The sequence below is a fragment of the Pseudomonas sp. LAP_36 genome (assembly GCF_019456785.1).
Lineage (GTDB): Bacteria > Pseudomonadota > Gammaproteobacteria > Pseudomonadales > Pseudomonadaceae > Aquipseudomonas > Aquipseudomonas tritici.
Genome location: NZ_JAHZMS010000006.1, coordinates 195516 through 219430, shown reverse-complemented (window position 1 = coordinate 219430; position 23915 = coordinate 195516). Strand labels below are relative to the sequence as shown.

The 23915-nt window shown below is 61.2% G+C and carries 16 protein-coding genes; 10 read left to right on the top strand and 6 right to left on the bottom strand.

What is annotated here, in order from left to right:
* The first annotated feature begins 56 nt into the window (after positions 1-56).
* Positions 57-893 (top strand): 23S rRNA (adenine(2030)-N(6))-methyltransferase RlmJ, encoded by an 837-nt coding sequence (locus JBO08_RS20005; protein WP_049710361.1) that lies wholly within the window; start codon positions 57-59, stop codon positions 891-893.
* Between the two features lie 171 nt (positions 894-1064).
* Here the strand turns inward: JBO08_RS20005 and msrA are convergent, their stop codons facing one another.
* The 4 genes from msrA to aceE form a co-directional block, all read right to left on the bottom strand.
* Entirely contained in the window at positions 1065-1712 is a 648-nt protein-coding gene (msrA, locus tag JBO08_RS20000; protein ID WP_065875274.1) for a peptide-methionine (S)-S-oxide reductase MsrA, read from the bottom strand.
* Between the two features lie 72 nt (positions 1713-1784).
* A complete protein-coding gene (locus JBO08_RS19995) occupies positions 1785-4469 on the bottom strand; it encodes a bifunctional diguanylate cyclase/phosphodiesterase (RefSeq protein ID WP_065875273.1) in 2685 nt (894 codons plus the stop codon).
* Positions 4470-4785: 316 nt separating this feature from the next.
* A complete protein-coding gene (gene aceF / locus JBO08_RS19990; protein ID WP_065945559.1) occupies positions 4786-6435 on the bottom strand; it encodes a dihydrolipoyllysine-residue acetyltransferase in 1650 nt (549 codons plus the stop codon).
* Positions 6436-6446: 11 nt separating this feature from the next.
* Entirely contained in the window at positions 6447-9092 is a 2646-nt protein-coding gene (aceE, locus tag JBO08_RS19985) for a pyruvate dehydrogenase (acetyl-transferring), homodimeric type (protein ID WP_065879860.1), read from the bottom strand.
* A 383-nt stretch (positions 9093-9475) separates the two neighbouring features.
* Here aceE and glnE point away from each other — a divergent pair, with 383 nt between their 5' ends.
* The 8 genes from glnE (at position 9476) to JBO08_RS19945 (ending at position 19585) form a co-directional block, all read left to right on the top strand.
* On the top strand, positions 9476-12415 hold the full coding sequence (gene glnE, locus JBO08_RS19980; RefSeq protein WP_220074882.1) for a bifunctional [glutamate--ammonia ligase]-adenylyl-L-tyrosine phosphorylase/[glutamate--ammonia-ligase] adenylyltransferase: 2940 nt from the start codon (positions 9476-9478) through the stop codon (positions 12413-12415).
* Positions 12416-12635: 220 nt separating this feature from the next.
* Positions 12636-13670 carry a lipopolysaccharide heptosyltransferase II gene (gene waaF, locus JBO08_RS19975; RefSeq protein ID WP_220074881.1) on the top strand — a complete coding sequence of 345 codons (1035 nt, stop codon included), beginning with the start codon at positions 12636-12638 and terminating at the stop codon, positions 13668-13670.
* A gap of 1 nt (position 13671) precedes the next feature.
* Positions 13672-14733, top strand: a complete 1062-nt coding sequence (waaC, locus tag JBO08_RS19970) for a lipopolysaccharide heptosyltransferase I (protein ID WP_065879864.1) — start codon at positions 13672-13674, stop codon at positions 14731-14733.
* Positions 14733-15857, top strand: coding sequence for a glycosyltransferase family 4 protein (locus JBO08_RS19965; RefSeq protein ID WP_065879866.1), 1125 nt, complete (start codon positions 14733-14735; stop codon positions 15855-15857). The genes waaC and JBO08_RS19965 overlap by 1 nt, the downstream gene beginning before the upstream one ends.
* Entirely contained in the window at positions 15854-16660 is an 807-nt protein-coding gene (gene rfaP, locus JBO08_RS19960) for a lipopolysaccharide core heptose(I) kinase RfaP (protein WP_049710352.1), read from the top strand. The genes JBO08_RS19965 and rfaP overlap by 4 nt, the downstream gene beginning before the upstream one ends.
* Positions 16660-17394, top strand: a complete 735-nt coding sequence (locus tag JBO08_RS19955; protein ID WP_049710351.1) for a lipopolysaccharide kinase InaA family protein — start codon at positions 16660-16662, stop codon at positions 17392-17394. The genes rfaP and JBO08_RS19955 overlap by 1 nt, the downstream gene beginning before the upstream one ends.
* Positions 17391-18143, top strand: a complete 753-nt coding sequence (locus tag JBO08_RS19950; protein ID WP_065875264.1) for a lipopolysaccharide kinase InaA family protein — start codon at positions 17391-17393, stop codon at positions 18141-18143. Before JBO08_RS19955 ends, JBO08_RS19950 begins: the two co-directional genes overlap by 4 nt.
* Positions 18143-19585 carry a lipopolysaccharide kinase InaA family protein gene (locus JBO08_RS19945; RefSeq protein WP_065879870.1) on the top strand — a complete coding sequence of 481 codons (1443 nt, stop codon included), beginning with the start codon at positions 18143-18145 and terminating at the stop codon, positions 19583-19585. Before JBO08_RS19950 ends, JBO08_RS19945 begins: the two co-directional genes overlap by 1 nt.
* A gap of 133 nt (positions 19586-19718) precedes the next feature.
* On the opposite strand, the gene JBO08_RS19940 is transcribed toward JBO08_RS19945, so the two are convergent.
* Positions 19719-21107 (bottom strand): hypothetical protein, encoded by a 1389-nt coding sequence (locus tag JBO08_RS19940; RefSeq protein ID WP_065879872.1) that lies wholly within the window; start codon positions 21105-21107, stop codon positions 19719-19721.
* Between the two features lie 75 nt (positions 21108-21182).
* The gene (locus JBO08_RS19935; protein ID WP_065875261.1) at positions 21183-23270 is read right to left on the bottom strand and encodes a TonB-dependent receptor; all 2088 of its coding nucleotides are present in this window, start codon (positions 23268-23270) and stop codon (positions 21183-21185) included.
* 197 nt (positions 23271-23467) lie between these two features.
* Between JBO08_RS19935 and JBO08_RS19930 the strand changes: the two genes are divergently transcribed.
* Positions 23468-23824 (top strand): YceK/YidQ family lipoprotein, encoded by a 357-nt coding sequence (locus JBO08_RS19930; RefSeq protein ID WP_065875260.1) that lies wholly within the window; start codon positions 23468-23470, stop codon positions 23822-23824.
* Positions 23825-23915 lie beyond the last annotated feature (91 nt).

The window sequence follows — 23915 nt, the reverse complement described above, 5'->3', positions numbered from 1 at the left end:
ACCCTGCACCTGAGCCTGCGTAAAAGGTAAACTTCGCCCCCTGCGCAGGAGCAACCATGAATTATCGTCACGCCTTTCACGCCGGCAACCACGCCGATGTCTTCAAACACCTGACCTTGACCCGCCTCATCGCCCTGATGTCGCGCAAGGAGCAGCCGTTCGCCTACCTCGACACCCACGCCGGCATCGGTCTGTACGACCTGCAAGGCGACCAGGCCAACCGCACCGGTGAATACCTGGAAGGCATCGCGCGCCTGTGGGGCGAAAGCGACCTGCCGCCGCTGACCGCCGATTACATGCGTGTATTGCACGAAATGAACCCGGATGGCGAGTTGCGCTACTACCCGGGCTCGCCGGAGCTGGCGCGGCGCCTCACGCGTCCACAGGACCGCGTACTGCTCAATGAAAAGCATCCGGAAGACGGTCTACTGCTCAAGGACAACATGAAAGGTGATCGCCGGGTCAAGGTACACTTGGGCGAAGGCTGGCATGTGCCACGTGCCTTGCTGCCGGTGCCGGAAAAGCGTGCGCTGATGCTGATTGACCCGCCGTTCGAGAAACTCGACGAGATGCAACGTTGCGCGGCGTCCCTCAAAGAAGCCGTGAGCCGCATGCGCCAGACCGTCGCGGCCATCTGGTACCCGGTGAAGGACCAGCGCCTGTTGCGCCGTTTCTACCAAGACCTGGCCGGCACCGGTGCGCCGAAGTTGCTGCGTGTGGAGTTGCTGGTGCATCCGCTGGACACGCCCAACACCCTGACCGGCTCGGGCCTGGCAATCGCCAACCCGCCGTGGGGCCTGGAGGAGGAGTTGCGTGAGCTGCTGCCGTGGTTGTCCAAAAAACTTGGGCAGACCCAGGGTGGGTGGCAGATGGATTGGCTGATCGCTGAATAACTGCAGTGAAGGGCGTTGGTGCAGTGAGCGGGCTTGCCCCGCGCTGGGTTGCGTAGCGGCCCCAATAAATCCACTGAGATGTTTCAGGTAAACCTCAGTGTGAGGTTGTGGGGCTGCTACGCAGCCCAGCGCGGGGCAAGCCCGCTCACTACAATAACCCTAGATATAGCGTCAGATCGGGCAGCTCACGCCCGTACCGCCGATCCCGCAATAGCCCTGCGGATTTTTCGCCAGATACTGCTGGTGATACGTCTCGGCGAAGTACACCGTCGGCGCTTCTTCGATTTCCGTCGTGATCTCACCCAGGCCGGCCTTGGTCAATTCAGCCTGATAGGCATCAGCACTGGCCTGCGCCGCCGCCAACTGCTCCGGCGTGGTCGCATAGATCACCGAGCGGTACTGGCTGCCAATGTCATTCCCCTGGCGCATGCCCTGGGTTGGGTTGTGCAGTTCCCAGAACATCTTCAGCAGGTCTTCGTATTTCACTTTGGCTTGGTCATACACCACCAGCACCACTTCACTGTGGCCGGTCAGGCCCGAGCAGACTTCTTCATAGGTCGGGTTCGGCGTGTAACCGCCGGCGTAACCCACCACGGTACTGACCACGCCATCGCGCTCCCAGAACTTGCGCTCGGCGCCCCAGAAACAACCCAGGCCGAAGATCGCAAAGCCGACGTCATCGAGGAACGGCCCCAGCAGCGGGTTGCCGTTGACGAAATGAGTCTCTGGCAGCGTCATTGGGGTTTCACGACCAGGCAACGCTTGTTCTTGAGTTGGCAGCACGTTTTTGTTCACCAGAATTTCCGAGCGCAAGACCATGATCAGTCCTCTCAGTCAGGTTGAGTTAGATGCGAATTCAGACCGCCAGTGTGCCCGAGTGTTACAACGCTGTCAGGCGATTGGCCCGCGCGGATAGCGTTTGAGCTTATCAAGCAGCTCTGCGCCGGGGATTGGGCGGTCAAACAGGTAACCCTGGCCGACATCGCAACGGTGCCGGCGCAGGAACGCCAGTTGCTCGACCGTCTCGATGCCCTCGGCCACGACCTTGAGCTTAAGGTTGTGGGCCATGGCGATCACCGCTGAGGTGATTTCCATGTCGTCCTGGTTGTCCGGGATTTCGTGAATGAAGCTGCGATCAATCTTGATGATGTCGATGGGGAATTTTTTCAAGTAGCTCAACGAGGAGTAACCGGTGCCGAAGTCATCCATGGCCAATGTCAGGCCAAAGCTTTTCAGCTGATCGAGTTGCAAGCGCGTGTCTTCGGTGGCTTCGAGCAGCAAACCTTCGGTCAGCTCCAGTTCCAGCAGGTTGGCCGGCAGTTGTTCTTCCTTGAGGATCGTGGCAATCGACGCGACCAGGTCCGGGTCAGAGAACTGCTTGGGCGACAGGTTGATCGCCACCTGCAGATTGCCCATGCCGGCGGCACTCAGTTGCTTGCTCATGCGGCAGGCCTGGCGCGCAATCCATTTGCCGATGGGGATGATCAGCCCGGTCTCTTCAGCCACGCTGATGAACTGGTCCGGGCGGATCATGCCCTTTTCCGGGTGGTTCCAGCGCAGCAGCGCCTCCATGCCCAGCAAGCGGCCGCTGCGCAGGCACAGCTTGGGCTGGTAGAACACGTCCAACTCGTTCTGGGTGAGGGCGCGGCGCAGGTTGTTTTCCACGAACAGTTTGTAGCTGGCTTCGGCATTCAGGGCTTCGGTAAACACTTGCACCTGGTGTTTACCGTTGGCCTTGGCCTTGTGCAGGGCCAGGCCGGCGTTGCGCATCAGGGTTTGCGGATCGCGGCCATGCAGCGGCGCGCAGGCGAGGCCCACGGAGCCGGTGACGCTGATCAACTGATTATCGACGAACATCGGTTTGTCGAGGGTCGCGAGCAGTTGGCTGGCGACCTGCTGGCCGGTCTCCAGATCGGTGTCGTCGAGCAATACCGCAAACTCGTTGCTGGCAAAGCGGGCCAGGCTGCCGCTGGCGCTCAGGCTGTTGCGCAGGCGGCGCGCCAGGCTGATCAACAGTTTGTCACCGGTCTGGTGGCCAAGGCTGTCGTTGATTCGCTTGAAGTTATCGATGTCCACCAGCAACAGGCTGATCGGGCTGTCGCTGTCACGTGCAAAACGTTCATCCAGGTTGCGGATAAACGAGGGGCGGTTGCCCAGGTTGGTCAAGTTGTCGGTGTAGGCCAGGCGCTCGATGCGCTGCTGGGCCAGCTTGGTCTGGGTGATGTCTTCGTAGATGCCGATGTAGTGCGTCAGCTCACGGTTATCGCCATAGACCTTGGAAATCGACAGTTGGCCCCAGTAGGGTTCGAGGTTTTTACGCCGGCTTTTGAATTCGCCCTGCCAGCTGTTGCTCTTGGCCAGGCTCGACGGTGCGTCGAACAGTAATTCGCTGAGGTTTTCCAGCGCCGGCAATTGGGCCAGGCGGTGGCCGTGGACTTCTTCGGCGCTGTACTGGGTGATCGCGGTAAAGCTTGGGTTGACGTACTCCACCACGCCGTCGCAGTTGACCAGCAAAAACGCGTTGGCGCTTTGTTCCACGGCACGCTGGAACAAGTGCAAGGCACTGGTGGCGGTGCGGCGGTTGTGGTTGTTGATAACTTGCGCGAACTGATCGGCCAGTTCGCCGGCAAAGGCAATTTCGTCGGCCTGCCAGGCGCGCGTGCAGCTGCTTTGTTCCAGGCACAACACGCCGACGACCTGGCCATCGACGCGGATGCTCGCGTCGAGCATGGCGTGAATGTCTTTGTTCTCGGCCATTTCCCGGGTACGCGGGTCGCGCAAGGCGTTGGTGGCGTCAATGGCGCGGCTGGTGTGCAGGGCTTCGAGGTAATCCGGGAAGCAGCTTGCGTCAATGGGGTCGGGCAGGTGGTGCTGCTGGTCGTCGCGGTGGTAGGCCGAGATGGGCACCAGGCGCTGGCCTTCGAGGTTCCAGATGCTGGCGCAGTCGATCTGGTAGATATCACAGGCACTGCGGGTGATCAGCTCAGCGGCTTCTTGCAACGAATTGTTGGTGGTGTAGCGCTGCCGGGCCAGCAGCAGGATCAACTCCTGTTGGGCACGCACCCGCTCCAAGTGTTGCAACTGTTCCTGCTGGGCGCGCTGGTTGAGCTCCAGTGCGATCTGCAGGCGGCTGTTCTGGTTTTCCAGGTCTGCCGTGGGCACGGCAGCGGGGAGTTCGCTGAACAGGCCGTCGACCACCATCAGGTAGCCGCGCAGCAGGTGGCGATTATGTTGTTTATAGGCTTCGCCCATTTCCAGCAGGCTCAGCGGGCCATCATTGGTGTGCAGGGTATAGCGCACCAAGTAGTGAGGGCTCAGGGCCAGTTGCTGCTGGATGGTGTCGTGCAGTTCATAACGCGCCTGGGGTTCCATCAGGCTGGCGTAGGGCGTGCCGAGCAGGGCACACAACTCTACAGCCGACAGACCGAATTGGCGCTCGCAATTGGGGTCGAGGTAAAGGAGGGCCCAGCTTGCCTCATTAAGCCGCTCGAAACGCAGCATACCGAGGCGCGAAGGCACCGGTAACTGCGTCACTACCTCGGCCGCCATTCGGGCGACATCGGGTTGGCTTTTCATGGGGCAGACTCACTTGAAATAACGCGCACGGCGCCGGGCTTACGCCCTCTTTTCTGTTGCCTGCGGCAAGGTTGCATCATGCGGCGCAGGCTGACAAGAGAGGATGAAGGCTAAGTGCTATAAGGGGGTTATCGGCCGCGGGAGGGGTTTCTTCAATCGGAATGATGGAAGGTGTACAAACCTGTCTTCTTTATCCAGCTTCCTGCTGGAAAACAGGCAAAAAAAGCCCCGCCAAGTGGCGGGGTTGAGGTACGAGCGTGGCGCTCGGAAATCGGTGCAGCCAGGCCTCCTCGGTGAGGAGGAGGCCCGTTGAGACTTACAGCAGGATGGTGCGGATGTCGTTCAGCAGTTGGCTCAAGCGCTGCGTGAAGCGAGCAGCAGCGGCGCCGTTGATCACGCGGTGATCGTAGGACAGCGACAGCGGCAGCATCAGCTTAGGCTGGAACGCTTTACCGTCCCACACAGGCTGGATAGTGGCCTTGGACACACCCAGGATCGCCACTTCCGGCGCGTTGACGATTGGCGTGAAGCCAGTGCCGCCAATGTGACCGAGGCTGGAGATGGTGAAGCACGCGCCTTGCATGTCGTCTGCGGTGAGCTTCTTGTCGCGGGCCTTGGCAGCCAGTGCAGCGGCTTCGGCAGCGAGTTGCAGCAGGCTCTTCTGGTCGACGTTCTTGATGACCGGTACCAGCAGGCCTTCCGGGGTGTCGACGGCAAAGCCAATGTGCACGTATTTCTTGCGAATGATCGCCTTGCCGCTTGGCGCCAGCGAACTGTTGAAGTCCGGCAGTTCCTTGAGCAGGTGCGCACACGCCTTGAGCAGCAGTGGCAGCACGGTCAGTTTCACGCCGGCCTTCTCGGCCACGGCTTTCTGCGCAACGCGGAAAGCTTCCAGGTCGGTGATGTCGGCCTGGTCGAACTGAGTCACGTGCGGGATGTTCAGCCAGCTCGCGTGCAGGCTCGACGCGCCGATTTGCATCAGACGGGTCATCGGCACTTCTTCGGTTTCGCCGAAGCGGCTGAAGTCCACGGTGCGGATTGGCGGAATGCCCGAACCACCGGTAGCGCCACCGGCAGCCGGCGCTTCCTTGGCTTTCTGCATCATGGATTTGACGTAGACCTGAACGTCTTCCTTCAGCACGCGGCCGTGAGGGCCGGTTGCCGACACAGCATTCAGCTCAACGCCGAATTCACGGGCCAATTGACGCACGGCAGGACCGGCGTGAACCTTGGCACCACTTGGCGCAGGTGCGGCAGCAGCAGGGGCCGGAGCGGCCTCAGCTTTTGCAGCAGGCGCAGGGGCGGCAGCAGCCGGAGCAGCTTCAGCCTTGGCAGCCGGAGCGGCGGCAGGTGCTGGAGCGGCTGCAGGCGCAGCGCCTTGTACTTTCAGCTTGAGGATGAAGTCACCGGTGCCGACTTCGTCTTCCAGCTTGACCGCGATGCTTTCCACCACGCCGGCAGCCGGCGAAGGGATTTCCATGGAGGCCTTGTCGGACTCCAGGGTGATCAGCGACTGGTCGGCTTCGACGGTGTCGCCGACCTTGACCAGCAGCTCGATGATCTTGGCCTTGCCCGACGAGCCGATGTCCGGGACGTGGATGTCCTGAACGCTGGCGGCGGCAGGTTCTGCAGCCGCAGGGGCAGCAGGGGCCTCGGCAGCAGCAGGCTTTTCAGCAGCAGGCGCGGGTGCGGCAGCGGCAGCAGGCGCCGCCGCAGGCGCTGCATCAGCAGCCCCTTCGATTTCCAGTTCCAGCAGTTCGTCGCCTTCTTTCAGGCGGTCGCCCAGCTTCACTTTCAGGCTCTTGACCACGCCGGCCTTGGGAGCAGGGATTTCCATGCTCGCCTTGTCCGACTCCAGGGTCAGGATGCTCTGGTCGGCTTCGACGGTGTCGCCGACCTTCACAAACAGCTCGATTACTTCACCTTCACCGCTGCCGATGTCAGGTACGCGAATGAGTTCGCTCACAAAAAATCTCCTCAGCAGTCCAGTGGGTTGCGTTTTTCCGGGTTGATCCCGAACTTGACGATAGCGTCAGCCACCACCTTGGGTTCGATCTCACCACGGTCAGCCAAGGCTTCCAGGGCTGCCAACACCACGAAGTGACGGTCGACTTCGAAGAAGTGACGCAGCTTCTTGCGGCTGTCACTGCGGCCGAAACCGTCGGTGCCCAGGACTTTGAATTCCTTGGACGGGACCCACTGGCGAATTTGTTCAGCAAACAGCTTCATGTAGTCGGTGGACGCGATGACCGGACCTTTACGGCCGTTCAGGCATTCTTCGACGTAGCTCAGTTGTGGCTTCTGGCCAGGGTGCAGGCGGTTGTTGCGCTCAACGGCCAGGCCGTCGCGACGCAGTTCGTTGAAGCTGGTAACGCTCCACACGTCAGCGCCGACGTTGAACTCGTCACGCAGGATCTTCGCCGCTTCACGCACTTCACGCAGGATGGTGCCGGAGCCCATCAGCTGCACGTGGTGCGCCGCTTCCTTGGTGTCTTCTTCGAGCAGGTACATGCCCTTGATGATGCCTTCCTCAACACCGGCCGGCATGGCAGGTTGCTGGTAGGACTCGTTCATCACGGTGATGTAGTAGAAAACGTCCTGCTGTTCTTCGGTCATCTTCTTCATGCCGTCCTGGATGATCACCGCCAGCTCATAGCCGTAGGTTGGATCAAAGGTGCGGCAGTTCGGGATGGTGGCAGCCAGGATGTGGCTGTGACCGTCTTCGTGTTGCAGGCCTTCGCCGTTCAACGTAGTCCGGCCGGCGGTACCGCCGATCAGGAAGCCACGGGTACGGCTGTCGCCTGCTGCCCACGCCAGGTCGCCAATACGCTGGAAGCCGAACATCGAGTAGAAGATGTAGAACGGCAGCATTGGCTGGTTGTGGCTGGAGTACGACGTACCGGCAGCGATGAAGGAGCTCATGGCGCCCGCTTCGTTGATGCCTTCTTCGAGGATCTGGCCCTTCTTGTCTTCCTTGTAGAACATCACCTGGTCTTTATCGACTGGCTCGTAGAGCTGGCCGACGGAGGAGTAGATGCCCAACTGGCGGAACATGCCTTCCATACCGAAGGTACGGGCTTCGTCCGGGATGATCGGGACGATGCGCGAACCGATTTCCTTGTCCTTGACCAGCTGCGCGAGGATCCGCACGAAGGCCATGGTGGTGGAGATTTCACGGTCGCCCGAGCCGTCCAGGATAGCCTTCAGCGTATCGAGTGGCGGGGTCGGAATGCTTACGCTCTTGGCTCGGCGCTGTGGCACGAAACCGCCCAGTGCAGTGCGACGCTCGCTCAGGTAGCGGGCTTCGGCGCTGTTTGGCTCCGGCTTGAAGAACGGCAGGTTTTCCAGCTCTTCGTCCTTGACCGGAATGTCGAAGCGGTCGCGGAACAACTTCAGGCTGTCGACATCGACTTTCTTGGTGTTGTGCGCAGTGTTCTTCGCTTCGCCGGCACCGGTGCCATAACCCTTGATGGTCTTGGCCAGGATGACGGTGGGTTGTTCTTTGTGGTTGACCGCTTCGTGGTACGCCGCGTAGACCTTGTACGGGTCGTGGCCGCCACGGTTGAGTTTCCAGATCTCGTCGTCGGACAGGTCTGCAACCATCGCCTTGAGTTCTGGCGTGTTGAAGAAATGTTCACGCACGAATGCGCCGTCTTTGGCTTTGTAGTTCTGGTACTCGCCGTCGATGACTTCGTCCATGCGACGTTGCAGGATGCCGTCGACGTCCTTGGCCAGCAGTGGGTCCCAGAAACGGCCCCAGATGACTTTGGTCACGTTCCAGTGAGCGCCGCGGAACACGCCTTCGAGTTCCTGGATGATCTTACCGTTGCCGCGAACCGGGCCGTCGAGGCGCTGCAGGTTGCAGTTGATGACGAAGATCAGGTTGTCGAGCTTCTCGCGTCCGGCCAGGGAGATGGCGCCCAGGGATTCCGGCTCGTCACACTCGCCGTCGCCCAGGAAGCACCAGACTTTCTGCTTGCCTTCAGGGATGAAACCACGGGCTTCCAGGTACTTCATGAAGCGTGCCTGGTAGATCGCTTGAATTGGACCCAGACCCATGGAAACGGTCGGGAACTGCCAGAAATCAGGCATCAGCCAAGGGTGCGGGTAGGACGACAGGCCCTGGCCGTCGACTTCCTGGCGGAAGTTGTTCATCTGCTCTTCGGTGATGCGGCCTTCCATGAACGCACGGGCGTAGACGCCTGGCGAGGTGTGGCCCTGGAAGTAGATGAGGTCGCCGCCGTGTTCGTCGGTCGGCGCCTGGAAGAAATAGTTGAAGCCGATGTCATACAGGGTTGCGCTGGAGGCGAAGCTGGAGATGTGACCGCCCAGGTCAGAATCTTTCAAGTTCGTGCGCATTACCATCGCCATGGCGTTCCAACGTACCAGCGAGCGAATGCGGCGTTCCATGAACAGGTCGCCAGGCATGCGTGCTTCGTGGGTAACGGGGATGGTGTTGCGGTATGGCGTAGTGATGGCGTAAGGCAGTTGCGAGCCGCTGCGGGTCGCGAGTTCGCCCATACGGGTCATCAGGTAGTGAGCACGGTCTTCGCCTTCTTTGTCGAGAACCGATTCCAGGGCGTCCAGCCATTCCTGGGTTTCGACGGGATCGAGGTCTTGCATGGCTTGCTCCAGGGCGGAAAGGCTACCAGAATCGGTTGCCTGAAGTTTGCGACTGGCCTTGTGGGCAGACGACATAAATTCTTGGATGGCCGAAGGTTGCTTCGGCGTCCTGTAGTTTTACTACAAATCGTCGGCCATTTCAGCCTTTCGAATGTATATACGAGTAGTAAAACTACACAAGACTGAGCGTATGGCTCGGTCTGGCTGGTGAGCATAATCGTTATTGTTGATCTTTTGCGAACAAGAAAAGGTAGAAGTTTAATGTTCCCTGCCAACAACTATGAATTTTCAGCTATTTATAACCTTTGTTCGACAGTCCTTCATGTAGCGCCGGTATCACGTCCACCGCAACCCGCCATTTACGCGCTGATCAAGGATAGACCATGAGCCTTCCAACGCTGGCCGAACTGCCGGCCATTCTCTTGCCAAAAGCCCAGCGGGCCGAGCAGTCATTTCGTGACGCCGTGGCCGCGCTGGACGACGATCATGGACTTTCTGCGTGGACGCCGCAACGGTGGGCCGACTTCGTCCGCGTGTGCGCCGCCAGTGATTTCGTGATTGAACAGAGTGTTCGTGACCCTTTGATGTTGCTCGAATTGGTGGCCTGGGGCGAGCTGGACCGGGGGTTCGCCCCTGGCGAGCTGTGCGGGCAAATTGCTGGCGCAGTGCAACAAGCCGAAACAGAAGACGAGCTGGGCCGTGTGTTGCGTCGCCAGCGTACCCGCCAGCAAGTACGCATCATCTGGCGCGATTTGACCCGCCAGGCGGACCTGGTGCAAACCTGCCGCGACCTTTCCGATATGGCCGATGCGAGCATCGACCAGGCCTACCAGTGGCTGTACCAGCGCCACTGCGCGCAGTTCGGCACGCCTACCGGCCGGCGCAGCGGCGAGCCGCAGCACATGGTCATCCTCGGCATGGGCAAGCTCGGCGCGGTGGAGCTGAACCTGTCGTCGGATATCGACCTGATTTTCGCGTATCCCGAAGGCGGCGAAACCGTCGGTGTTAAACGCTCGCTGGACAACCAGGAATTTTTCATCCGCCTTGGTCAAAAACTGATCAAGGCCCTCGACCCGATGACGGTTGACGGCTTTGTGTTCCGCGTCGATATGCGCCTGCGCCCCTACGGTTCAGCGGGCGCGTTGGTGCTCAGCTTCAATGCGCTGGAGCAGTACTACCAGGACCAGGGGCGTGACTGGGAGCGCTACGCCATGATCAAGGCGCGGGTGGTGGCGGGCGACCAGGTGGCGGGTGCGCAACTGCTCGATATGCTGCGACCGTTCGTTTATCGGCGCTATCTGGACTTCTCCGCCATCGAAGCGCTGCGCACCATGAAGCAGTTGATCCAGCAGGAAGTGCGGCGCAAAGGCATGGCCGACAATATCAAGCTGGGCTCGGGCGGTATCCGCGAAGTGGAATTTATCGCCCAGGCCTTCCAGCTGATCCATGGCGGCCGCGACCTCAGCTTGCAACAGCGGCCGCTGCTCAAGGTGCTCGGCACCCTGGAAGGCCAGGGCTACCTGCCGCCGGCGGTGATCGCCGAATTGCGCAATGGCTACGAATTCCTGCGTTATACCGAACATGCGATCCAGGCGATTGCCGACCGCCAGACGCAAATGCTCCCGGACGACCCGGAAGATCAGGCGCGCATTGCCTTTATGCTGGGCTTCGCCGACTGGGCCGCGTTCCACGAGCGCCTGATGTACTGGCGCGGGCGCGTGGACTGGCATTTCCGTCAAGTGATTGCCGATCCAGACGAAGAAGAGGGTGAAGAAAGCGAGCTGGTCGTGGGCGGTGAGTGGTTGCCGTTGTGGGAAGAATCCCAAGACGACGAAGCGGCCTGCCGCCAATTGGCCGAAGGCGGGTTCACTGACGCGACCAAGGCGCTCAAAGCGTTGGCCGGCCTGCGCAACAGCCCGCAACTGCGTGCCATGCAGCGCCTGGGGCGCGAACGCTTGGATGCATTTATTCCGCGTCTGCTCGCCCAGGCTGTCGAACACGCCAACCCGGACTTGGTGCTGGAGCGCGTGTTGCCGCTGGTGGAAGCGGTCGCCCGGCGTTCTGCCTACTTGGTGCTGCTCACGGAAAACCCCGATGCCCTGCGTCGCCTGTTGACCCTGTGCGCCGCCAGCCCGTGGATCGCCGAACAGATCACCCGCTTCCCGCTGCTGCTGGATGAATTGCTTAACGAAGGCCGTTTGTTCAAGCCGCCATTGGCGCCGGAGCTTGCGGCTGAACTGCGCGAGCGCCTGACGCGAATCCCCGAGGACGACCTTGAGCAGCAGATGGAAGCCTTGCGGCACTTCAAGTTGGCTCACCGCCTGCGCGTGGCCGCGTCGGAAATCGCCGGCAGCCTGCCGCTGATGAAAGTCAGCGACTACCTGACCTGGCTCGCCGAGGCCATTCTCGAGCAGGTGCTGGCCCTGGCCTGGCGCCAGACCGTCGCGCGTCACGGCTCGCCACAGCGGTTGGACGGTACGTTGTGCGATCCTGGGTTCATTATTGTCGGTTACGGGAAAGTCGGCGGGATCGAACTGGGGCATGGTTCGGACCTGGACCTGGTGTTTATCCACGACGGCGACCCGCAGGCTGAAACCGATGGCGCCAAGCCGATTGATGGCGCGCAGTTTTTCACGCGCCTGGGCCAGCGCATCATTCACCTGCTGACCACCCAGACCAACTCCGGCCAGCTGTATGAAGTGGACATGCGCCTGCGGCCTTCCGGGGCCTCCGGGCTGTTGGTCAGTTCACTGGGAGCGTTCGATCGCTATCAACAAAATGAAGCCTGGACCTGGGAGCACCAGGCATTGATCCGTGCGCGGGTGCTGGTCGGTAGCCAGGATGTGGGGCATGCGTTTGAACACGTCCGGGCTAAAGTGTTGGGCCGGGAGCGGGACCTGGCGAAGCTGCGTCAGGAGGTCAGCGAGATGCGCGCGAAGATGCGTGACAACCTTGGTACCAAGACCACGGCGGCCGGCACCGGCGCCAATGCCTTCGAAGCCACGGCGGCGTTCGACCTCAAGCAGGACGCCGGAGGTATCGTCGATATTGAATTTATGGTGCAATACGCGGCTTTGGCGTGGTCTGCGCAACATCCATCGTTGCTGCGCTATACCGACAATATCCGCATTCTGGAAGGCCTGGAGCAGGTGGGCTTGATGCCCGCCACCGATGCCCATCTGCTGCGTGAGGTGTATAAGGCCTACCGTTCCGCCGCGCACCGCCAGGCCTTGCAAAACGAGGCCGGTACGGTGGCCGGGGATCAGTTCGCCGACGAACGGCGCCAGGTGATGCGAATCTGGAAAGAACTGGGGTTAAGCTGAAACTTGATGAATTGAGCGACGCCGATCTGATGTGGAAACCGGCTTTATGTGGGAGCGGGCTTGCTCGCGAAGCAGGCGCTGCGGTCTGTCTATCGGACCGCGGTGATGCCTTCGCGAGCAAGCCCGCTCCCACACAAACCGGTGTTCACACAAACCCGGTCTTATAGTCATTATCGAGGCGGGGAGGCATAAGCCTCCCCGTATCGTTTGTGGAAACTACATGAATATTCTGATCGTTGGGCCCAGTTGGGTCGGTGACATGGTGATGGCGCAGACACTGTTCCAGTGCCTGCGCATGCGCTACCCAGACTGCCAGATCGACGTGCTCGCCCCTGAGTGGAGCCGGCCGATCCTTGAGCGCATGCCCGAGGTGCGCAAGGCCTTGAGCTTCCCGCTCGGTCACGGTGCCCTGGAGTTGGCGACCCGCCGCCGCATCGGTAAATCCTTGGCGGGCGAATACGACCAGGCGATCCTGTTGCCCAACTCGCTCAAGTCGGCGCTGGTGCCGTATTTTGCCGGCATCCCCAAACGCACCGGCTGGCGCGGCGAGTTTCGCTACGTGCTGCTCAATGATGTGCGCAGGTTGGACAAAGCCCGCTACCCGCTGATGATCGAGCGTTTCATGGCCCTGGCGTACGAGCCGGGTGCCGAGTTGCCCACGCCGTATCCGCGCCCGAGCCTGCAGATCGACCCGGTCAGCCGCGACTCCGCCCTGGCCAAGTTCGGCCTGCAACTCGACCGTCCGGTCCTGGCGCTGTGCCCAGGGGCCGAGTTTGGCGAGTCCAAGCGCTGGCCATCGGAACACTACGCCAAGGTCGCCGAGGCCAAGATCCGCGAAGGTTGGCAGGTGTGGTTGTTTGGTTCGAAGAAGGATCATCCGGTGGGTGAAGATATTCGCCAGCGCCTGATTCCCGGTCTTCGCGAAGAGTCGGTCAACCTCAGTGGCGACACGTCCCTGGCCGAGGCCATCGACCTGCTGTCCTGCGCTGATTCGGTGGTGTCCAACGACTCCGGCCTGATGCACGTCGCCGCCGCGCTGAACCGCCCATTGGTGGCGGTGTACGGCTCCACTTCCCCTGGTTTCACCCCGCCTTTGGCCGATAAGGTCGAAGTCGTGCGCCTGGGCCTGGAGTGCAGTCCGTGCTTTGAGCGCACCTGCCGTTTCGGTCACTACAACTGCATGCGCCAATTGCTGCCGCAGCCGGTGAACGAAGCCTTGCAGCGGTTGCAGGGCTCTGTGGTAGAGGTCCGATAGTTTGCGCGTACTGGTAATCAAGACCTCATCCCTGGGCGATGTGATCCACGCGTTGCCGGCACTGACCGACGCAGCGCGGGCGATCCCCGGCATTCAATTCGACTGGGTCGTGGAAGAGGGCTTTGCCGAAATTCCCACCTGGCATCCGGCGGTCGACAAGGTCATCCCGGTGGCGATTCGCCGCTGGCGCAAAAACATCTGGCAGACCCTCAAAAGTGGCGAATGGCGGCGCTTCAAGCAGCAGGTCCAGTCGACCAAGTACGACTTGGTGATCGACGCCCAAGGCCTGCTTAAAAGCGCCTGGCTGACCCGCTATGTACGTGCCCCGGTAGCCGGTTTCGACAAGCACTCGGCCCGTGAACCGTTCGCAGCACGCTTTTACTCCCGGCGCCTGGCCGTGGCCCGCGGGCAACATGCGGTGGAGCGTTTGCGCCAACTGTTCGCCGTGGCGCTGGGTTATGACTTACCCAAAGGCCTGGGCGACTATGGCCTGGGCGTCGATAAGCTGCTCGGCCTGCCGCCGAAAAAACCCTTCGTCCTGCTGCTGCACGGCACCACCTGGGACACCAAGCACTGGCCAGAAACCTACTGGCGTGAGTTGGCCGAACGCATGGGCCGCCTGGGTGTGGACGTGAAATTGCCCTGGGGCAACGCCGCCGAAAAAGCCCGCGCCGAACGCCTGGCGCAGGGCCTGCCAAATGCCGAAGTGCTGCCCAAGCTGAACCTGGCCGGTGTCGCCCGCGTATTGGCCGGCGCACGCGCCTGCGTGGCGGTTGACACCGGTCTCGGTCACCTGGCTGCTGCGCTGGACGTGCCGACCATTTCCCTGTTCGGTCCGACCAACCCAGGGCTCACTGGCGCCTATGGCAAGGGCCAGATTCACCTGGCGAGCGACTTCCCCTGCGCGCCCTGCCTGCAAAAACACTGTACCTATCAACCGACGGCCGACGACCTGCGTCGGTTCGACATCACGCGCGAGTCGCCCCTGTGCTTCACGCGCCTGAACCCTGAGCGTGTGGCAAGCCGACTGAGCACGTTGTTACTGGCTGAGGAGCTGCACTGATGCAACTGGCTTTTGTTCTGTACAAATATTTCCCCTTTGGCGGCCTGCAGCGTGACTTCATGCGCATCGCCCTGGAATGCCAGCAGCGTGGCCACCAGATTCGTGTCTACACGCTGATCTGGGAAGGCGATATCCCGCCCGGTTTCGAAGTGCTGGTGGCGCCGGTCAAGGCGTTCTTCAACCATCGGCGCAACGAGAAGCTCAGCGCCTGGATGGAGGCCGACCTGGCCCAGCGCCCGGTGGACCGCCTGATTGGTTTCAACAAAATGCCTGGCCTGGACGTGTACTACGCCGCCGACGGCTGCTTTGAAGACAAGGCGCAAAACCTGCGCCATTCGCTGTACAAAAGCTTTGGCCGGTATCGCCACTTTGCCGAGTACGAGCGCGCGGTGTTTGCCAAGGACGCCAAGACCGAAGTCTTGATGATTTCCGAAGTGCAGCAGCCGCTGTTCATCAAGTATTACGACACCCCGCTGGAACGCTTCCACTTGCTGCCGCCGGGCATTGCCCAGGACCGCCGCGCGCCGCCGAATGCCGCCGAGATTCGCGAAGGTTTCCGCAAGGAGTTCAACCTGGGCGCAGACGATCTGTTGCTGGTGCAGATCGGCTCCGGCTTCAAGACCAAGGGCGTCGACCGCAGCCTGAAGGCCGTGGCCGCTTTGCCATCGGCGCTTAGAAAGCGCACGCGCCTGTTTGTAATCGGCCAGGACGACCCCAAGGTATTCCAGTTGCAGAGCGCCACGTTGGGGCTGGGCGATAACGTGCAGTTCCTCAAAGGCCGCAGTGATATCCCACGTTTCCTGCTGGGCGCCGACCTGCTGATCCACCCGGCGTACAACGAAAACACTGGCACCGTATTGCTTGAAGCCCTGGTGGCCGGGTTGCCGGTGCTGGTCTCGGCCGTGTGTGGTTATGCGCATTACATCAATGAGGCCGACAGCGGCCTGGTGCTGGATGAGCCGTTTGAGCAAACGCAGCTGAACCAGTATTTGGCCCAGATGCTCACCGACACTGCACAGCGCGCGGCCTGGAGCCGCAATGGGTTGGCCTTCGCCGAGACGGCCGACCTCTACAGCATGCCGCAGCACGCGGCAGATGTGATTCTGGCGGAGCCAAAACGATGAAGTTGATTCTTGCCGAACCGTTCAAGACGTTGTGGGCCGGGCTTGATGCCTTTGCCGAAGTCGAGAAACTGCAAGGCCAGGTATTCCGTGAGCTGGCGGCGCGTCGCACCTTGCGCACCGAGGTCGATGGCCGCCCGTATTTCGTGAAAATCCATCGCGGCATTGGTTGGGCGGAAATCTTCAAGAACCTGATCACCGCCAAGTTGCCGGTGCTCGGCGCCGGCCTTGAGTGGGACGCCATCCACCGCTTGCAGGCACTGGGCGTGCCGACCATGACCGGCGTGGCGTTCGGCGAAAAGGGCAGCAACCCGGCGGACCAGCACTCGTTCATCATCACCGAAGAGCTGGCGCCAACGATCAGCCTGGAAGACCTGACAATCAATTGGGTGGCCGAGCCGCCCGCGCCTGCGTTGCGCCACGCCCTTACGGCTGAGCTGGCGCGCATGGTTGGTGATATGCACCGAGGTGGCGTCAATCACCGTGACTGCTACCTGTGCCACTTCTTGCTGGACACCGCCAAGCCTATCGATGCGAAAGACATCAAGCTGTCGGTGATCGACCTGCACCGTGCCCAACTGCGGGCCCATCTGCCGCTGCGCTGGCGCGACAAGGACCTCTCGGCGCTGTACTACTCGGCGCTGGAAATCGGCCTGACCCGCCGCGACAAGCTGCGCTTTCTCAAGGGCTACTTCCGCCAACCGCTGCGCCAGATCCTGGCCGAGCAATCGGCGTCGTTGAGCCTGATGCAGCGCAAGGCCGACAAGCTCTATGCGCGCAAGCAACGTTACGGGGATGCAATCTGATGGCGGGTTGGATTCTGGAGCCTGCCTACGCCCACCTGGCGGATGATTTTGGAAGCCTCGAAGCGGTTTTTGCCCTGCAAGGTGAGCGGCTGACCCGCGACCCGCTGTCGGAGGTGATCCGGGTGGAGCGCGGCGGGGTCAATTACTACGTCAAGCGCTACGTCGGCGCCGGCAAGGGCTTGCGGCGTTACCTGGGCAAGCCCCGGGTCAAGTCCGAATGGCAGAACCTCAAGCGCTTCGCCAAGTGGGGCATTCCCACTGCCGACGTGGTTGCCTGGGGCCTGGAACGCAAAGGCCTGGCCTACGACCGTGGTGCGATGATCACCCGCGAGTTGCCGAGGACGGAAGACCTGTCGGTGCTGGCCGAGCGTAAGGATGCACGCCTGCGCGATCCGAAGTGGGTCGACGCGGTGAGCCGCCAGCTCGCTGAATACACGCGCACCATGCACGATCATCGGTTTACCCATAACGATTTGAAGTGGCGCAACCTGCTGATCGACGACCAGACAACGCTGTACCTGATCGATTGCCCCAATGGCGACTTCTGGCGCGGCTTCTGGCTCAAGTACCGTATTACCAAAGACCTGGCCTGCCTGGACAAGGTGGCCAAGTATCACCTGTCCGCCACCCAGCGCCTGCGCTTCTACATGCAGTACCGTCAGCGCCGGCACCTGAGTGCGTCGGACAAGCAGCGTATTCGCCACGTGGTGAAGTTTTTCGAGGGGCGCGAATGAGTGATTTCCTGGCGGCTGAAGACCGTGCGCTGCTGGAGCGCAACGGCCTGGCGACGTTCGATGCCCTGTGGGCCAAACAACTGGATGCGGTGGACGAGCCGAATACCAGTCGCGGCGGCTGGAGCAGCGTGTTTCGCCTGGAGCTCGACGGCCACGGTTACTACCTCAAGCGCCAGAGCAATTACCTGACGCGTAGCCTGCACCGCCCCTTTGGCGAGCCGAGTTTCTCCCGCGAATTTCGCAATATCAGCCGTTATCGCAAGCTCGGTATTCCGGCTTTGCAAGCGGCGTTCTACGGGGAGCGAAAAGTCGCTGGCGAACACCGCGCGATGCTGCTGACCCGCGCCCTGGACGGCTGGAATGACCTGGATTCGTTGCTGGAGCAGTGGCCTTCACTGAGCGATGCCCAGCACCGCGCGATCCTGCTGGCCTGTGGCCAACTCGCACGCCGACTGCACAGCGTCGGCCAGGTGCATGGCTGTTTCTACCCCAAGCATATTTTCCTGCGGGCCACCGGTGACGGTTATGCCGCGCAGTTGATCGACCTGGAGAAAACCCGCCCGCTGCTGTTCGGCTGGCGTGATCGGGTCAAGGATCTGGAGCCGTTGTTGCGTCGCGCACCACAATGGTCCGATGCGCAGGTCCGCCAACTGTTGGCGGCGTATCTGGAGCAGCCTGAGAGCAGCGAGTTGGTCGCCACTTGGTTCCAGCGCCTTGGCGCCCGTCGTAGTCACAAGGAAAACCGTTGATGCGTTTGTCCGAGCTGAAAACCGCCGGCCGTACTCCCACCCTGCCGCTGACGATTGAATTGGCCGATGCGGCGGGCCCAGGCCAGTTGCAACTGCTGAGCCTGTTGCGCGTGCTGCCGGGCGAGCGCTACGTAGGCGCAGCGGTGTGGCGCGGGCGTCCAGTACTGGCCAAGTTGCTGGTGGGCAGCAAGGCGGCGCGGCACTTTCAGCGTGAACTCAATGGCGTGCGCCTGCTCGCCGAGCAAGGCCTGACCACACCGTTGTTGCTGGCCGATGGCTTGCAGGAAGGCGAGGGCGGTTGGCTGTTGTTCGAATTTATCGAAGGCGCCGAGAGCCTGGCGGATGCCTGGCACGCGGTCGAAAGCCTGCCGCCCTTGGCTGACGAGCAAACTGCGGTGCTTGCCGAGGCATTGGGTGCGATTGCCCTGATGCACACCAAAGGCCTGTGGCAGGAAGACCTGCACCTGGACAACTTGCTGCGTCGGGACGGCAAGCTGTATTTGATCGATGGTGCCGGGATTCGCGTCGAAGAGGCGGGCAAGCCCCTGTCGCGCAACCGCGTACTGGAGAACCTTGGGGTGTTTTTCGCCCAGTTGCCGAAGCATCTCGAGCCATTTACCGAAGAGCTGCTGGTGTACTACCTGCTGGGCAACGGCGAGCACGCTTTGCCCTTGGAGGCTTTGGAAAAACAGGTGCGCAAGGTCAGCGCTTGGCGCCTGAAGGACTTTCTCAACAAGGTCGGTCGCGAATGCACGCTGTTCAGTGTGCTGCGCGGGCCGTTTGCCCTGCGTGCAATCCGTCGCGAGGAAGAAGTCGCGATGCTGGCGGTGCTGGAACAGGCCGATGCCTTGCTCGAGCAGGGCCACTTGTACAAGACCGGTGGAACCGCCACGGTGGCCAAGGCCGAAGTGGCGGGTCGCCCATTGGTGATCAAGCGTTACAACATCAAGAGTTTCGCCCACTGGTTCAAGCGCTTCTGGCGCCCAAGCCGTGCCTGGCATTCCTGGCGTGAAGGCAATCGCCTGGCGTTCCTCGGTATCGCTACGCCCAAGCCGCTGGCCGTGCTGGAAAAGCGCTTTTTCGGCCTGCGCGGTCGCGCTTACCTGATTACCGAATTCCTGCCGGGGCCGGACATCATCGAGCGCTTTGCGCCTTACGTTGAGAACGGTGACGCGCCGGAAAACGAACTGCTCGCCCTGGATCACCTGTTCGCCGAGCTGATCCGCGAGCGCATCAGCCATGGCGACTTCAAGGGGCATAACCTGTTCTGGGACAAGGATCGCTGGTCGTTGATCGACCTGGATGCCATGCGCCAGCACAGCACCCAAGCCAGCTTCGCTCCGGCGTTTGCCAAGGACCGCGCGCGGTTCATGCGTAATTGGCCTGAGAGCAGTGCGTTGTATCAGCTGATTGATCAGCGCCTCCCCAAGCAGACCGCCTGATCCCTGACACCGCTTTTTACTTGAAAAAACGCTAGGGCCGCTTCGCAGCCCAGCGCGGGGCAAGCCCGCTCACTACAGGTGTTGCGTGGGCAATAGTGTTTGGGGGGTGGAGCTTCAGCGTTGCCAGTCGACGTTATTGTGCGTTGATCAGCGTCGTATGGGTTTTGTATTTGCCCTGGATCACGTCCTCGGTAGCAAAGAAATACCCGTAGTCCTTCAGGTACATGACGGTGCTGGTGGCCTGGTAGTTATCACCTGCGGCAGTGCAATTGAGCTCCTTTGCATTGCCACTCAGCGTCGAGTTGATGCTGCTGGCTGGCAGTTCGCGCGCCACTACACAGGTGGTATTGCGGGACAGCACGCGATCCTCTTCAGCGGTGTTGCGATTCAGCTCTTTGAGTTTGAAACCCAGCGTTGCACCGATCGGCATCTGCTTCCAGTCGCCGGTGAAGCTGAGTTGCTCAACATTGCTGGCGGCCGAGACTTTCATCCCGTGCAGTTCGAAATCGCTTTGGAAGGTCAGGCTGAACAACCCTCGGAATGTGGTGATGTGGGTGCTTGAGAATTGGGTGGCTCGGCGGATTTTAAGCTGACCGTTTCCGGTTCCGGGCTCAATGAACACGTCAGTGCGCAAGCTGGAAGAACCCAAGTCGCGCTTCTCCATAAGGTGGCGCAGAGGTTTGGCTGCGGGGGGCATTCCCAGTGCGGAGATCGCCTCTGTCACCGCTGTCGGGACAGGTGCGGGTGTCAGGGTTTGCTCGAGCTTGGTACGCGCAACGGCTACCGGGAGTTGCGCCACTGTTGGCGAGCACGCGGCCTTGAGCAGGGTCTGGGTGTCCGTCTCGGCGCTGCTGAAAGGCTGGTCGATGGGGACTGCTACCACGCTGCCGAAGGTCACGACGTTTTTCGGGGTGAGGCTGAAAGTGGCCAGAGTGCGATAGGTCTGGCGGCTGCAACTGACCTCCCAGTGCATGCGGGTCTGGGCGTAGGGCATCTTTTTCAGTTTGTTGGTCAGGATGAGCGGTTCATCGTAGGCGCCCCAGAGCTCTACTTTCTCACCCACGGTCTTGAGGCTGGCACGGTCGATCAGCAATTGGCGTTGAGTGGCTGTACTGCTGACGAGGCGCCAATCCGGGCGTGGCGTGCGCGCGCAAGCGTCGGTAAAGCTGGTGTTCTGTTGCAGTTCGCCAACCACGGCCGGCGTCAGGTTGCGCATGACGGTAATGCGCGTGGGCTGGCCGTCGGGCTTCGGGGTTCCGGGCGCTTCCAGATACAGCAGGTTCCCGCTCGGCGTGGTGCAGGACGCCTGAAGCTGCGCGATATCGGGTACGGCGAGATTGTTGGTCAGCGTGACTTGAACCTGGTAACTGAGGTCGTCGCCATCGCGCATGATCGAGTCGGCCAGTAGCGGTTTCTTAAGCATGTCTTTATACGGGGCGTCGGCCTTGTCGCCGCTCTTGATGCCTTGCGTGCCGCAACCACTGAGTACGCCTAGGGCGACGATAACCGCGATGTGTTTCATGAGCGTTCCTTGCAGGCTAAAGGGGGATCAGGGCCTTTCGACCGTCCGCATCGCGTTTTGTGCGGGGCGGGCTGATCAGAACTCGTACTCCGCGCCTGCACCCGCATACCAGGAGCGCCCTGGCGCCGCTTCGTAATAGCGGTTGTTGCCATCGCCGACGATCACCGAACCGACGTACTGGCGGTCGAGCAAGTTATCCAGGCGCAGGGTCTGATGGAAGGTCCAGTGTTCGACCTTCTGCTCGAAGCGCGCACGCCAGTTAAACACGCTGTAGGCCGGTGCGGCGTGTTGGCTGTTGGTGTCCTCGACGTAGACCTTGCTGCGGTAAATGCCTTCGATGGCGGTGCTGACCCAGTCGCGGGGCTTCCAGTTCAGTTCGGTGAACAGCGTGGTTTGCGGCACGCCGGGCAGGTAGTTGCCCTTGTCGACGGCGTTGTTGCCGCCGCTGACGAAGTCGCTGTCGTAAGTGGCCTGCAGGCGGGTGTAGGCGAGGCTGCTGCTCCACTGCTCGCTGAGCTGGCTTTCGAGGCCCAGTTCGAAACCGCGGCGCAGGGTGCGGCCGGCGTTTTGGTAGCTGGTACGGCCGTCTTTGGATTGAGCCACCACTAACTCATCTTCTGTGGTGATCTGGAATATGGCGGCATTGATCCGGGTGTTGTTCACCTGGGCCTTTAATCCCACTTCGTACTGGGTACTTTCTGACGGCTTCAATCCGAAGTTGAACCCTTCCACATTTCCCGGTGCATAGGCCAGCTCAGCCTGTGTCGGCGTTTCGAAGCCTTTGCCCGCACTGACGTAGCCATGCAGCTCGGGCGTGAATGCGTACATCACGCTCATCGATGGCGTATTTTTCTGATAACGCTTGTTGCCGCTGGCATCGCCGTTGCTCAGGAATTGATCATCAACGTCCAGTTCCATGGTGCTATGCCGAACACCTGCTTGCAGGGTCCAGCGGTCTAGCGCCCAGTTGGCCTGGATATAGGGATCGAGGCTGCGGGCGGTGTCAATTTCATCTCGGCGTAGCTGGCCTTTTACGCCAAGGGTGTTGCCGCTGAAGTTCTGGTAGCCGTGGCGACTGTCTTCGCTCTGATCGAAGTCCAGGCCGGTGATGATCATCAGTTCGCCCGGCGCACGTTCGATGGGCTGCATCCAGCGCACGCTGCCGCCGTAGAACTTGCGGTCGAATTGCACAACGCCACCGCCGCGTTCATTAGCGGGTGTGCCTTTGGGAATCGACAAATACTGAATCACACTCCGCCGTCCCGTATACGCATTCACCTGCAACGTCGCATCGCCGATATAGCGCTCGTAATTCAGCCCCAATTGCTGATGATCGATACTTTTGCGCGTGTTGTACGTCAGCGCATTCGCACTCACCGAGCGTGGATCGGCCTTGTACGCCGACCACGTCTGCCCGAGCGGGTCCTGTGTGCCGTTCTGCTCCAGGCTGCTGTAGATCAGCGCCAGCTTGCTGTCGTCATCCGGCTGGAAATTGAGCTTGGCGAAGGTCTGGTCACGTCGCGCGCTGCTGTGGTCGCGGTAGCCGTTGGTGTCCATGCGCGAGGCGTCGAGCACGAAGCCAGCGCCGTTGGTGGCGCCCTCGGCGGTCAGGTGGTTTTTGTTCAGGCCGTCGCTGCCCACCAGGGTTTCGGCGCCGATGCGCGGCGGGCCTTCGCCGTCGCGGGAGAACATCTGGATCACCCCGCCGGCATTGCTGCCATACAGGGTGGCCGCCGGCCCACGCAGTACTTCGATGCGCTCTGCGGTGTCGAGGTTGAAAGTGGCGGCTTGGCCCTGGCCGTCCGGCGTGCTGGCCGGGATGCCGTCGGCGATCAGCTTGATGCCGCGCACGCCGAATGCCGAGCGGGCACCAAAGCCTCGGGAGGAAATCTGCAGGTCCTGGGCATAGTTCTGGCGGTTCTGCACCACCAGGCCGGGCACGCGGGAGAGGGCTTCGGAGGCATTGATGCCGAGTTGACCGTCACTGATCTGTCCACGGCTGATGCCGTCCACCGAGTAGGGCAGGTCGAAGGTCGGGCTGGCGCTGCGTGAGCCGCTGACCACACTGGGGTCGAGAACCAAAGGCGTGTCCTCGGCCAGTGCCGTATTGCTCAGCGTGAGCAGGCCTGGCAGCAACAGGGTGAAGCGGGCGAGGGTGTTCATCAGTCAGGCAAAATCCGTGGCGCGCGTAGGAGGTAAACGCGCAAAGGGGCGCGAGTTTAGTGAATCAGGCGATTTTTATCATTTAGGAATCGTCTTACGCTGCAAATCGTGCTCCCGCCCTGGGTCGTCAGGCTATGCGATGTTAGCGTGGCCCGCCTTGGCAATAACAATGTCTGTTGGGGCAGAGGGAGGGGGTCATGAGGATTAGGTCGAAAGTGTCATGGCTTGTGGTGTCGTGTTCGTTGGCCGGTTGCGGAACCATCAATACCGTCTTTCGTCCAGACGCCGTAGCCAGCCAGAACCTCAAGGACTCGCGCAGTCACTGCGAAAACGTGCCACGCATCTACAGCGGGGTGATCTACGGCTTTTGCACGCTCAATGGCGAGCCAGCGCCTGACAAGAGCCTTAAGGACAAGAGCCTGATAGACCATGGGGGCAGCGTGTTGCCTATCGTCGCCGTGGAGTTCGTCGCCTCCGGCGTGCTGGACACCCTCGTGCTGCCCTACACCATTTACCGCCAGAATAGGGACGGCAGCATCGAGATCTTCCGCTGATCCCTCTTGCCACGTGCCGCTAACAGCTGCGCACTGCTTTTAAGCTATAATCCCGCCCTTTAGCTGTTTCCTGCCCAGGCAGGGGGCACAC